Annotated in this window: 12 protein-coding genes; 5 read left to right on the top strand and 7 right to left on the bottom strand. The window is 44.3% G+C overall.

The features are described from left to right. Nucleotides 1–219: 219 nt before the first annotated feature. The gene (gene orn / locus ACAM37_RS03500; protein ID WP_284034242.1) at nucleotides 220–771 is read right to left on the bottom strand and encodes an oligoribonuclease; all 552 of its coding nucleotides are present in this window, start codon (nucleotides 769–771) and stop codon (nucleotides 220–222) included. 183 nt (nucleotides 772–954) lie between these two features. Here orn and rsgA point away from each other — a divergent pair, with 183 nt between their 5' ends. The 5 genes from rsgA (at nucleotide 955) to ACAM37_RS03475 (ending at nucleotide 4,667) form a co-directional block, all read left to right on the top strand. Beyond that, complete coding sequence (gene rsgA, locus ACAM37_RS03495; RefSeq protein ID WP_369626576.1) at nucleotides 955–2,025, top strand: ribosome small subunit-dependent GTPase A; 1,071 nt, start codon at nucleotides 955–957, stop codon at nucleotides 2,023–2,025. A 131-nt stretch (nucleotides 2,026–2,156) separates the two neighbouring features. Continuing rightward, nucleotides 2,157–2,585, top strand: a complete 429-nt coding sequence (locus ACAM37_RS03490; protein ID WP_007114958.1) for a rhodanese-like domain-containing protein — start codon at nucleotides 2,157–2,159, stop codon at nucleotides 2,583–2,585. 134 nt (nucleotides 2,586–2,719) lie between these two features. After that, the gene (gene grxC, locus ACAM37_RS03485; protein WP_036589920.1) at nucleotides 2,720–2,980 is read left to right on the top strand and encodes a glutaredoxin 3; all 261 of its coding nucleotides are present in this window, start codon (nucleotides 2,720–2,722) and stop codon (nucleotides 2,978–2,980) included. Between the two features lie 142 nt (nucleotides 2,981–3,122). Further along, the gene (secB, locus tag ACAM37_RS03480; RefSeq protein ID WP_050325070.1) at nucleotides 3,123–3,554 is read left to right on the top strand and encodes a protein-export chaperone SecB; all 432 of its coding nucleotides are present in this window, start codon (nucleotides 3,123–3,125) and stop codon (nucleotides 3,552–3,554) included. A 312-nt stretch (nucleotides 3,555–3,866) separates the two neighbouring features. Continuing rightward, complete coding sequence (locus ACAM37_RS03475; RefSeq protein ID WP_369626575.1) at nucleotides 3,867–4,667, top strand: pteridine reductase; 801 nt, start codon at nucleotides 3,867–3,869, stop codon at nucleotides 4,665–4,667. A gap of 76 nt (nucleotides 4,668–4,743) precedes the next feature. On the opposite strand, the gene ACAM37_RS03470 is transcribed toward ACAM37_RS03475, so the two are convergent. The 6 genes from ACAM37_RS03470 to folD form a co-directional block, all read right to left on the bottom strand. After that, nucleotides 4,744–6,096, bottom strand: a complete 1,353-nt coding sequence (locus ACAM37_RS03470) for a S1C family serine protease (protein WP_369626574.1) — start codon at nucleotides 6,094–6,096, stop codon at nucleotides 4,744–4,746. Between the two features lie 248 nt (nucleotides 6,097–6,344). Next, nucleotides 6,345–7,892 carry a lysine--tRNA ligase gene (lysS, locus tag ACAM37_RS03465; RefSeq protein ID WP_369626573.1) on the bottom strand — a complete coding sequence of 516 codons (1,548 nt, stop codon included), beginning with the start codon at nucleotides 7,890–7,892 and terminating at the stop codon, nucleotides 6,345–6,347. 96 nt (nucleotides 7,893–7,988) lie between these two features. Beyond that, nucleotides 7,989–9,083 carry a peptide chain release factor 1 gene (gene prfA / locus ACAM37_RS03460; RefSeq protein WP_076774066.1) on the bottom strand — a complete coding sequence of 365 codons (1,095 nt, stop codon included), beginning with the start codon at nucleotides 9,081–9,083 and terminating at the stop codon, nucleotides 7,989–7,991. A 135-nt stretch (nucleotides 9,084–9,218) separates the two neighbouring features. Further along, on the bottom strand, nucleotides 9,219–10,376 hold the full coding sequence (locus tag ACAM37_RS03455; protein WP_369626572.1) for a beta-ketoacyl-ACP synthase III: 1,158 nt from the start codon (nucleotides 10,374–10,376) through the stop codon (nucleotides 9,219–9,221). A 266-nt stretch (nucleotides 10,377–10,642) separates the two neighbouring features. Continuing rightward, nucleotides 10,643–11,353 carry a class I SAM-dependent methyltransferase gene (locus ACAM37_RS03450; RefSeq protein WP_369626825.1) on the bottom strand — a complete coding sequence of 237 codons (711 nt, stop codon included), beginning with the start codon at nucleotides 11,351–11,353 and terminating at the stop codon, nucleotides 10,643–10,645. Between the two features lie 135 nt (nucleotides 11,354–11,488). Next, nucleotides 11,489–12,358, bottom strand: coding sequence for a bifunctional methylenetetrahydrofolate dehydrogenase/methenyltetrahydrofolate cyclohydrolase FolD (gene folD / locus ACAM37_RS03445; RefSeq protein ID WP_036589930.1), 870 nt, complete (start codon nucleotides 12,356–12,358; stop codon nucleotides 11,489–11,491). Nucleotides 12,359–12,569: the final 211 nt, after the last annotated feature.

The following is a 12,569-nucleotide window of genomic DNA, read 5'->3' as shown; positions in this document are numbered from 1 at the left end:
AATAAATCTGGCTTGAAATAAATTTGAATTGATACAACCAGTTTTTTTTACGATGGGCTCGCAACTATCGCTGATTTACACTCGCGCTGATTTATTTGTATCTCGATTTACTTGTACCAAGTCAAGCTAACAAATTCCTTTTGTCAGCTTATAATGCCTAAAATTTTGGATAATTTCAAGTATTATGATATGAATTGTATCGTTTTAAAAATTTTACTATTAACCAATAAATTTAAAAAAATGCTCTTTATAGTGGCGCAGTTCACGAATCGAATCACGGATATCATCCAGTGCCAAATGATTGCCTTTTTTCTCAAAGCTTGACAAAATATCGGGGCGCCAGCGATAAGCCAGCTCTTTGACCGTTGACACATCTAAATTGCGGTAATGAAAAAACCGCTCAAGCGTTGGCATTTGACGTGCCAAAAACCGTCTGTCTTGGCAAATCGAATTGCCACACATCGGTGAGCGTCCTGCTTCCACATATTTACTCAAAAACGCAATGGTTTCGGCTTCGGCTTGCGCCATCGTCACGTTACTACGGCGAATACGGTCAATCAGTCCTGATTGCCCATGTTGGCGCGTGTTCCAATCATCCATGCTGTTGAGCACAATGTCAGGCGTATGGATGGCAAACACAGGACCTTCGGCTAAGATATTGAGTTCACTGTCAGTCACTATCGTCGCTATCTCGATGATGGTATCGTTGAGGGTATCTAGACCTGTCATCTCAAGGTCAATCCAAATCAGATGTTTTTTATCAACCGCCATACTGTTGCCTTTTCATACTCTTTAACAAATAATCCGCCATCTTAGCAGATTTTACAGGTAAAATATCGGTTTTGTTGGCGATTGCTCATGCGTGCTCATGTAGCGAGTCTAAAGATATTGCAAAATTTTATAAGGTGTTAGTATGGTAAAAAATCCCCTAGTGGCTGGTGTAGTAGATAGCGTATGGCGTTAATCCGTAAACGTAAACTCACTGACCAGCAAACCCGCCGTATCCAAAAACAACAAAAATCCCAGCAAGTGCTGGACGATGCCCAGCTGATGGATGGCATTGTCGTCGCAAACTTCGGCAAGCAGCTCGAAGTCCAAGCCACTAGCCTACCGCAAACCCTGCCTGAAAAACCGATTGTCGCCGCTGACGAGCCAGAACCTTTTTGGCAACCCATCACTCTGCACAGTGTTTGGCGTTGTCACACCCGTACTAACTTGCCACTGATTGCCACTGGGGATAAAGTCCGCTTTGTCGCTGACCCAAATACAGGACTTGGGCGCATTGAAGCGATTTATGATAGACAAAGTATCATCAACCGCCCCGACCGTTACCACAAGCTCAAGCCCATCGCCGCCAATGTTGATATTTTAGCAGTCGTATTTGCGCCGCTGCCGCTACCGTCTGCCCAGCTGATTGATAGGTATTTGGTGGCTTGCCATCACTCAGACATCACCCCATTGCTAATTTTAAATAAAGCCGATTTGTTGGCAGATGGTAGTCATAGCGAGGTGACAGAGCTACTGTCAGCCTATCAACAGCTTGGCTACGCCACCTTGGTGACCCAATCGAGTGGTGACTTAACCCACCTAAAAAACACCGTTGCCGGCAAGAATGTGATTTTTGCTGGTCAATCAGGGGTTGGTAAAAGCAGCTTGGTCAATCAGTTATTGCCTGCCGCGGGACAATCAGTCAATGAAATTTCAACCATTTCACAGTTGGGTCAACATACCACCACTACCAGCCGATTTTTAGCGTTTGACCCGATGGCGCTCAGCAAAGGTGCCATTATTGATACGCCCGGTATTCGCGAATATGGGCTTTGGCATTTGACCCCTGATGATATTTTGCAAGGCTTTATCGAGCTTGCGCCGCTTGCCCCCTACTGCCGTTTTCGCGATTGCAAACATACCGAGTCCACGCCCAATTGTGCGATGTGGCAGGCAGTAGCAGACGGACAGGTGCTAGCAAGGCGGGTGGAGAATTTGGTACTCCTGCAACAAGAAGCGGCTTCGCAGGATTTTTAAGCTTGCGATTTTAGACTAAATATTAGACTAAATAAAAGTTTCTTAAAATTGACAACTACCGTTATAATACAGTCAATTTTTTATGGGCAATCAAACGATAATTTTGAAGCAATGCCCCTGTGGAGGATATCTTGGAACGTTGGTTTGAGTTTATGGGTCATCACCCATTTTTATTTGGCACCATGTTTGTGCTAATTGTGCTATTTTTTATGCTTGAGAACAAACGCGGCGGCAAAAAAATCAATCCAAATGCAGTGGGCTTAATGGTCAACAACCAAAACGCTCAGCTGATTGATATCCGCCCACGAAAAGATTTTGAAAAAGGCTATATCAAAGGCAGCCGCAATATCCCGTTTACTGAGCTAAAAGATCACGTTGACGCACTTCGTAGTGCTGACCATCCTATTATCATCGTTTGCCAAATGGGTATGACCGCGGGTACCGCAGTGGCAATGATTGGTAACGACAACGTTTATCGTCTCGATGGTGGTATTACCAATTGGCAAGCCGCAGGTTTACCTTTAGTGGTAGAAAAAACCGTGTCCGGCAAAACCAAATAAGACTGGTTGGCTGTTCACAATTTGAAATTTGAATCGCCAAGCCCCATAACCATCAATAACGCTTTATTATCTCATCGGTATCTGATAATAAGCTTTTAACCCATTTTAAAAAATCTAGAAATAAGGAGATTGTTATGGCTATGGTGAAAATTTATACCACACCGACTTGCCCCTACTGTATGCAAGCTAAAATGCTATTAAAAAACAAAGGCCAAGCATTTGAAGAAGTTAACATGTATGATGTGACCACAGAAGAACGTCAGGCATTGGCGCAAAAAACCAATAATTATCGCACAGTACCGCAAATTTTTATTGGCGATAATTTCATTGGTGGTTATGACCAACTCGCTGGTCTTGAGCGTCAAGGCAAACTTGATGGTTTATTAGCGGATTAATCGTTCGCAGATTAAAAAAATTTACTAGATAAATCACCCACATTATAAATACAGTTGATAGTTTTTAGACTAGTTTTTAGAAAAATTTAAAGCTGTCATATTGTTATAATTCCCGTAAAAACAGTTAATTGAGGACACTATCATGGCAGACGAACAAAACTTACCACAACTGGCGCTAGAACGTATCTATGTTAAAGATATGTCATTAGAAGTACCGGGTGCAGAGGTATTTACCCGTGAATGGCAACCAGAGCTTGATATCAACCTATCAAGTGCCGCTGAAAAGTTGGATGATGACCACTACCAAGTGATATTGACGGTTAATGTGACTGCTAATAACGGTGGTGAAACCGCGTTTATCGCAGAAGTACACCAAGCGGGCATCTTTATGTTGCAAAATATCCCTGAAGAACAATTGGGAGCAATTTTAGGTGCGTATTGTCCAAACGTATTGTTCCCTTATGCCCGTGAAGTGGTCAGTGACATTGTGACCCGTGGTAGCTTCCCACAATTGTTACTTGCGCCAGTCAATTTTGACCAAGCCTATCAACAAACGCTTGAGCAAGGTAACTAATTTTTTTTAAAGTTAACTATTTTAAAGCTAACTAATTTTTAAGTGTAAAAAATTAAGAGCAGGATAAGCCCTGCTCTTTTTTTATGTAAATTTAAGGTAAATTGTTAGGACTTGGTGCGCCATTTGGTGATGCTTTGGCTAAAGGCATGGGTGCTTTGCTGATAATCCTGCAGCGCTTGATAAAGTTGTGTCGCTCGTTCAAGGTGTGTGATAATCATGGGGTTTTCCAATCCCAACCCATTGGGCTCATAGGGATTAAAGCATAAATGATTAAAACGACAAAACGCTTAATCAAATAAACATAGGTAGCAAATGATGTTGAATCCAGCCGCGATAAGCGAATTATCCAATCCGTGCCGTGTGGCGTGTGTCACAGGTGGCGCCAAACGAATTGGTCGGGCGCTTGTGCTGGCACTGCACCAAGCCAATTATAATATCATTATCCATTACCATACCAGTGAATCAGAAGCCATTGAACTTGTTAATTACTGTAATGCCATTCGCCCACAGTCAGCAAAAAGCGTGCAAGGGGATTTAGAGGATTTTGAAACGCTGCCACAATTGACTTGGCAAATAATCAACAGTTTTGGTCGATTGGATTGTTTGGTTCATAATGCCTCACGGTTTTACCCGACGCCCTTTGGTCAAATCTCTGAGCAAGACTGGCAAAATTTATTTTTGACCAATGCGCAAACCCCGTTATTTATCAGCCAATATTTATACCCTTATCTAAAAAAATCGCAAGGCTGCATTATCAGCATTTTGGACATTCACGCCAATGGCAAGCCATTTGGGGGTTATACGGTCTATAACATGGCAAAAGCCGCGCACCAAATGATGGTGCAGTCGCTAGCAATCGAACTAGCGCCCGATATCCGCGTCAATGGTATCGCGCCGGGTATTAACATTTTACCCATAGAGGGCTCTGAGCAAGCGCTCACCGCTGAAACGATTGACAAAATCTGCCGCGCCGTACCGTTAAAAAGAATTGGCACACCGCAAGATATCGCGCAAGTGGCGGTATTTTTGGCAGCTGCCCCGTATATCACAGGGCAGATTATTGCAGTGGATGGCGGGCGTGGTTTGACCTTAGCTGGCAATGAAAGCAGGTAATAACAGCAGGCAGCCAGAGCAAGTAAAGCACCTGACTAACCGCAACGCAGCAAACTTTTGAAGTTTTGAATAACGTTTAATGATGTTTTTTCAGTAATTCCATTAACTCTGCTCGAATGTCATCCTCATTGGTGGTGCCATTTTGATTAGCGCTGTCATTATTTTGGTCAAAGTTTTGTGACGTGGGTAGCTCGGTCAAAGTCTCTTGGGGTTGTCTTTCGCCTAGGGTCACATTGACGCTACTTTGCGCTTTATTACGCATCACTTGTAGATTAACCACACTGTTGGGTGCTTTACGTGCGACCATTTGAATCAGCGTGTTGGCATCATTAACAGGTTTATTATCCATTGCGGTGATGATATCCCCTTTTTGCAAGCCCGCTTTGGCGGCAGGACCATCACGCATCACGTTCATCACTTCAACGCCCTGGGTGTCATCGCTGAGTTTGGTTGGGTCTTTCATCGAACTTTGTAATTCAATCCCAAGCCAGCCGCGGTGCACTTTACCATCTTTAATAATGCCATTCATCACAAGCTTAACAATCTCGGTAGGAATGGCAAATCCAATACCCATCGAGCCACCTGAGCGTGAAAAAATCGCGGTATTGATACCAACCAGCTGACCATAAGCATCGACCAGCGCACCCCCTGAGTTACCGGGATTGATAGCGGCATCGGTTTGGATAAAATCTTCCACTGTGTTGATACCCAGTCCCGTGCGCCCCGTTGCCGAAATAATACCTTGGGTGACGGTTTGACCGACCCCAAATGGGTTGCCAATTGCCAACACCACATCGCCCACTTGGGTCGACTGTTCACGAAATCCTAAGGGTTTCAGCCCTGTCAAATCAACCTTAATCACCGCCAAATCACTTTCTACATCGTTGCCGATGACTTTTGCCGTTGCCTTGCGACCATCATTGAGCATCACGATAATGTTATCGGCTTTAGAAATCACATGCGAGTTGGTGACGATATAGCCATCTTGCGAAATAATGACACCCGAGCCTAAATTGGTATTATCGCTCTCGCCATTGGGGATACCGTGATATTCAAAATAGCGGCGCATCATCGGGTCATTCATATAGGGATGCTCCTCGATTTTTTGCGTGGTATAGATATTGACGACTGACTGGGCAGCGACAGCGACAGCATTGTGATAAGATGCCACCGCAGCATTTGGATTTTCACCGAGTTTTTTGGTATCGACAGGCTCAGATTTCGGCGGCTGCCAACCGGGCTGACTGGCTACCACTGCTTGATTTTTTTGCCAAGGCAGCTGTGGCTTGGTCATCATCCACAAACCCGCCAACAGCACTAGCAGTAACAAAATCCAGGGTAGTATTAGAGTAAATTTGCTAGGTTTACGATACGTAGGCGGCAAAACGGGTGGGGTTTCCAAAGGCTTGTCTGAACGGGGGTCTGTCATAGTCAACGTTTCTCAACGATAGGTCAGAAAATAGACGGGTTTGAGCGAAAAATACAGTTTAGTCTAACACTGATTATTTGGTGAGTTGAGCCGATTTTTTATTAGTTTTGTTTCAAAAGATATCTTTGATATTACTGGCTTCAATGATGGCTGGCTTCGATGCGGACTGGATTATCATAAAAAACCGCCGTCATTATTGTGACTGCGGTTTTGAAAGCTATCGCTATATTAACGCTGTATTGGCATTTTTAAACGTCTTTGCGACGCATATGCGGAAACAAAATCACATCACGAATACTTGGTGCATTGGTAAATAACATCACTAAACGGTCAATACCGATGCCCTCGCCTGCAGTGGGTGGCAAGCCATAGGACAATGCTTCGATAAACTCTGCATCATAATGCATCGCTTCGTCATCGCCTGCGTCTTTCTCAGCCACTTGTTGTTTAAAACGCTCTGCTTGGTCAATCGGGTCATTCAACTCGCTAAAGCCATTGGCAATCTCACGGCCACCGATAAACAACTCAAAACGGTCTGTGATATCTGGGTTTTCATCGTTACGGCGTGCTAGCGGTGAGGTTTCGGCAGGATATTCTGTGACGAAGGTTGGTTGACGCAGTTTGGTTTCTGCGGTTTCTTCAAAGATGATGGTTTGCAGTTTGCCAATCCCAAAGATATCTTTAACGTCTTGTTTGAGTACGTTTTTGGCATAATCCGCTAGATAATCACGGTCTGCAATTTTGCTCATGTCAAAATTATCCGCGTATTTTTCAATCGCTTTGGTCATTGGCAAGCGTTCAAAAGGTGCTTTGAGGCTAATTGCTTCACCTTGATAATCAATCTCCGTAGTACCTAAAATATCGTTTGCCAGTTTTTCAAACATATTTTCAGTCAGTTTCATCAAATCTTCGTAATCGGCATAGGCTTGATAAAACTCAATCATGGTAAATTCTGGGTTGTGACGCGCCGATACCCCTTCGTTACGAAAATTACGGTTAATCTCAAACACACGCTCAAAACCACCCACGACTAGACGTTTTAAGTACAGTTCTGGCGCAATGCGTAAAAAAAGCGGCATATCAAGCGCGTTGTGATGGGTGACAAATGGACGAGCCACCGCACCGCCTGGAATAACGTGCATCATCGGGGTTTCGACTTCCATATAACGCTCATTTAGCATATACTCACGAATACCAGCAATGACTTTACTACGGATAATAAAGGCGTTACGGCTGTCTTCATTGGTCATCAGGTCAAGATGACGGCTACGATAGCGAGCCTCAGTATCGCTTAACCCATGGAATTTGTCTGGCAGTGGGCGTAGTGATTTGGTCAATAACTGTACTTCGGTGGCATGCACAGATAATTCACCGGTGTTGGTACGAAATACATAACCTGTCACACCAATAATGTCACCGATATCCCATGTTTTAAAGTCATTATAAATCTCTTCGCCCAAGTCGTTTTTGCTGACATAGGCTTGGATACGCCCTGTCATGTCGGCAATGGTGACAAAGCTGGCTTTACCCATCACCCGTTTGAGCATGATACGACCGGCGACAGTCACCATGACTTTATCGCTGTTTGCCAATGTTTCTTTGTCTTTATCGGCAAATTGCTGCTGCAAGTCTTGGGCGTATTCTTTGCGTTTGAATTGGTTTGGGTAAGGGTTTTTACCTGCTTGTTTGATTAAATCAAGTTTGCTGTGACGTTGTTTGATAAGTTCGTTGACGTCTTGGCTGTCTTCCACATGCGCTTCGGTTGCTGCATTTTCAGTTTGGTTTTGCTGTGACATGATGTTTTCCCACAATTTTAGTTACACTATCAAAAGTTAAAATTTTTATGCCAAATGGTAAAAATAAAGTTTTATCCTATTAATCCAACATACTCGTTATTCTTCCCCACTTACCGAAGCCATCAAATCGGCTTGGTGCTCACGCAGTAGGCTGTCAAGTAACTCATCTAAGTCACCCTGCATAATGGCATCGAGTTTGTACAAGGTTAAATTAATACGGTGGTCGGTCATACGCCCTTGGGGAAAATTATAAGTGCGAATGCGCTCCGAGCGGTCACCACTACCGACCAAATTGCGACGCATATCACTTGACGCATCAATTTGTTTTTGTACTTTTTCTTGCTGAATTTTGGATACCAACATTTTCATGGCTTTATCGCGGTTGGCGTGTTGGCTACGCTCTTGCTGACACTCGACCACCGTACCTGTTGGAATATGGGTAATACGCACCGCAGAGTCGGTTTTATTGATATGCTGACCACCTGCCCCACTGGCACGATAAGTATCGATACGCAAGTCGGCAGGGTTGATATCCACGGTATCGTCAATTTCAACCTCTGGCATCACTGCGACCGTGCAAGCCGAAGTATGCACCCGTCCCTGGCTTTCAGTCTCTGGCACCCGTTGCACCCGGTGTGCGCCCGACTCAAATTTTAAGCGGCCATACACACCCGTACCCGATACGCGGCTGATGATTTCTTTATAGCCGCCATGCTCACCTTCGTTCTCGGACAATACTTCCACTGTCCAACCTTGGGTTGCCGCATAACGCTCATACATCCGGAACAAATCGCCGCTAAAAATTGCCGCTTCATCGCCGCCCGTCCCTGCTCGAATCTCTAAGAAGGCAGGCACTTTATCATTCGGGTCTTTAGGCAGCATCATCACATTGAGCACGTCTTCAAGCTCATTGATGGTGTCTTTGGCGGCTTGGATTTCTTCTTGCGCCATTTCTTTCATGTCGCCATCACCCGTTGCATCCGACAGCATTTCTTCAGCGGTTGCCAAATCTTCTTCCGCTTGGCGGTATTTGCCCCAGACATCGACCAATGCGGATAAATCACTGTGCTCAACCGATAATTCACGGAATTTTTTGTTGTCATTCATAGTTTCTGGCTCAGACAGCATGGCGGTGACTTCTTCGAAACGGTCAGACATTTGGTCAAGGCGAAAACGTAAAGATTCTTTCATAATAATTGGCTTAAAAATAATGGCTTAAAATTTTTGGCTCAATTTAGAGCTTAAAAATAAAAATGGCAAAATAATCGGATATTTTGCCACATTTTGGGGGGATTTGCATGAGTTTCGTGAGAGGCAATAAAAAGCTTAGACTTTTTTGACCAACACACCTCCAATTGAGTAACCTGCGCCAAACGAGCAAATCACCCCCAAATCACCCGATTGCATATTTTCTTGGTGCTTGTGAAACACAATCATAGGGCTGGCTGAGCTGGTATTGGCATATTCCGCCAGTACCATAGGCGCAATCGACTTATCCGCTTCTTTGCCCAATACGGTGCGTAAAATCAAATCAATCATGTTGGCATTGGCTTGGTGCAGCCACATTTTTTTGAGCTGTTTGGGCTCAATGTGGTTTTTATGGAGCAGTTCAAGGATTAAATTGGACACGGCAGGACATACTTCACGAAATACTTTGCGACCTTCTTGCAAGAACAATTTGTCGGTCACAGGTGCGTCGATATCAGGATACATCGGTGTGCCAGCGGCTAAGAATTCACTGCGATCCAAAAAGCCGTATTCATTTTTAATATTGGTTGAAAACTGGGTAAACAGATGACTATCTAAAATTTCATAGCCTTTGGGTGTGGCTGTTTTTTCGTCAATCTCTTCGATAATCGTCGCGGTTGCCACATCGCCAAAGATAAAGTGGCTGTCACGGTTGCGCCAGTTGAGGTGCGCTGAGGTGATTTCGATATTGACCATAGCGACACGTTTGGCAGTGCCAGCTTTAATCAGACCGACCGCTTGGGCGATACCAAAGGTTGCTGCGCTACAGGCGACGTTCATATCAAAGCCAAAACCGCCTTGCATACCAATGTATTGTTGGATTTCGATGGCGATGGCAGGATACACGCGCTGAAAGTTTGAACAAGCAACAATAATGCCGTCTAAGTCTTTACCTTGTAGACCTGCATTGTCCAGTGCTTGTTTGAGTGCATCTAGACCCATTTCTGCCATGATGGACATCTCTTCGCCAAGCTTGCGATAAGGAATCACAGGCGCCATGATATCTGGATTTAAAATTCCGTCTTTTTCCATCACATAGCGAGATTTGATACCTGAGGCTTTTTCGATAAATTCAGCCGTCGAATGCACGAGTGCCGTCTTCTCACCACGGGTGATGGCATCGGCATTTTTGGCATTATAGTTGTCAACGTATTGGTTAAAAGTAGTGACCAACTCTTCGTTACTGATGCTGTAAGGCGGGGTGTATAATCCTGTGGCAGTGATACAAATACTCATATTAGGATTCCTTTTCTAAACGTAAAACGGCAAGGTAATCATCTAGCTGTTGTTATCAATAATAATGCCGCGATGCATGCCATCGGGGATGGTATTGAACAAACAGATGATTAAAAATAGGGGTGTGGCTTATTATGCCTTGAAAATAGCGATAATGCGATAACTATGTTACAAATTATTTCATAGCCTTAAAGGTACAGAAAACAAAGGCGAGGGTTTTTTGCGAACATACACTCCATACTACTGTATCCCTGCTACTGTCTGGGTCAATCGGTGCTGCGATAAAGCACTACTTGGTTAAACTGCTTGGCTTCGTCCATATCGGGCAAAGTGGTTGTGTTATCTAACGTCGTTACCTTGTGGTAGCGCGGGTGAGCAAAGTTTTTGACGCGGCTATCAGCGACCCAAACCTCATGCGCGTATTGTAAGAACACATCTAATAATGGCAAATTGGCTTTGTCATACAGCACATCCGCGACCAACAGCACATCGACTTTATCCATGCCAAATTGCTGTTTTAACTCGAATAAATTATCTAGCAGCTCAGCCGTTACCCCATTTAATTGCGCATTGGCTTGGCAGCTAGTTAGGCTCACGCTATCGATATCACAGCAAATGACTCGTTTGGCACCGGCCATTTTTGCGGCAATACCGACAATCCCCGACCCTGCGCCAAAATCCATCACCACTTTATTGCGCACCATCTGTGGCTGCTGCAAAATATACTGCGCCAACACTTGCCCTGACGCCCATGCAAACACCCAATATGGACAATTATTCCACAGATTTTCTATCACCGTTGGCGTCAAATCTTCATGACAAAAATCTGCATCAATGAGCCATAAATAAAAAGGTTGATTCGGCTTAGATAGTAACGGCACATATGTCTTGGCAAGATTAGCGCTAGGCAACACTTGCTGCAATGCGGTAATCAGTCGATGAAAAACGATTGACGCGTCAGAAGCATTTGATGGCATTGAATTTTTATAAGCGGAAGTTTCAGCATCAGTCACGTAAAGATTTCCAGTCATGAGTCATAGTGAAAAAATGAATACAAAAAAAATGCACAAAAAAAGGAAGCTTTAAACACTTCCTTTTTTAATTCAAACCCATTATTTTGCTGCTGCTTTTTCTGCCGCTTCTACCGTTTGACGGATGAGTGTATTGATGGTCATTGGACCTACGCCACCGGGCACTGGGGTATAGCTTGAGGCAATAGCTTCGATACCTGTCAGCTCAATATCACCCACGCCACCGCTCGTACCATCCGCATGGGTACGCGGATGAAACCCTGCATCCACCACCACGGCGCCCGATTTAATCCAATCTTTTTTGATAAGTTCTGGTTTGCCCACAGCACCCACCACGATATCCGCTTGTTTGACCAATTCTGCCAAATTCTGGGTACGTGAGTGGCAAATGGTCACGGTACAGTTGGCGTTTAATAGCATCATCGCCATCGGTTTACCCAAAATCGCGCTACGACCTACGACCACCGCATGCTTACCAGCAAGCTCAACGCCGTTTTTCTCTAATAAATACATAATACCTTGCGGGGTGCAAGAACCATACGCAGGCTCACCCATCGCCATATTGCCAAACCCTAAACAAGTCACGCCATCCACATCTTTTGCCAGTGCAATGGCATCAAAACAGGCACGCTCATCAATTTGGCTGGGCACAGGGTGTTGTAGCAAAATCCCATGCACGTCTGGATTGTTGTTAAGCTCGGCAATTTTTGCCAATAGTTGCTCGGTGGTGGTGGCTTGTGGCATGGCAACTTTTAAAGAATCCATACCCACACGTTGACAGGCATTGCCCTTCATTTTGACATAAGTTGCAGAGGCAGGATCATCACCCACCAAAATCGTTGCCAAAATCGGCGTGCGTCCAGAGTCTTGTTTTAACTTGGCAACCCGCTCGGCAAGTTCAGCTTCCATTTGTTTGGCATACGCTTTGCCATCTAACACTGTCGCAGTCATGGTGGTTCCTCAATCAATAACGAATCGGTCAACAAAAAGTCGGTTAGCAAAAAATTTGCGTTATTTTAACCGATTTTGCGGCGTGATAACATCCATTGAAAATGTTTAACCGCTAAATTAGCGCTCAAATACCCTTCACCATCCTTCATTACATCGCTCAAATGGCTAAAAAAGTCCTTGCACTTTTAAAAATTTTTGCTATCATAGCAAA

Source organism: Moraxella sp. K23, from assembly GCF_041154765.1.
Taxonomy (GTDB): domain Bacteria; phylum Pseudomonadota; class Gammaproteobacteria; order Pseudomonadales; family Moraxellaceae; genus Faucicola; species Faucicola tetraodonis.
The sequence above is the reverse complement of the archived record's forward strand: the minus strand, read 5'-3'. Positions and strand labels throughout refer to the sequence as shown.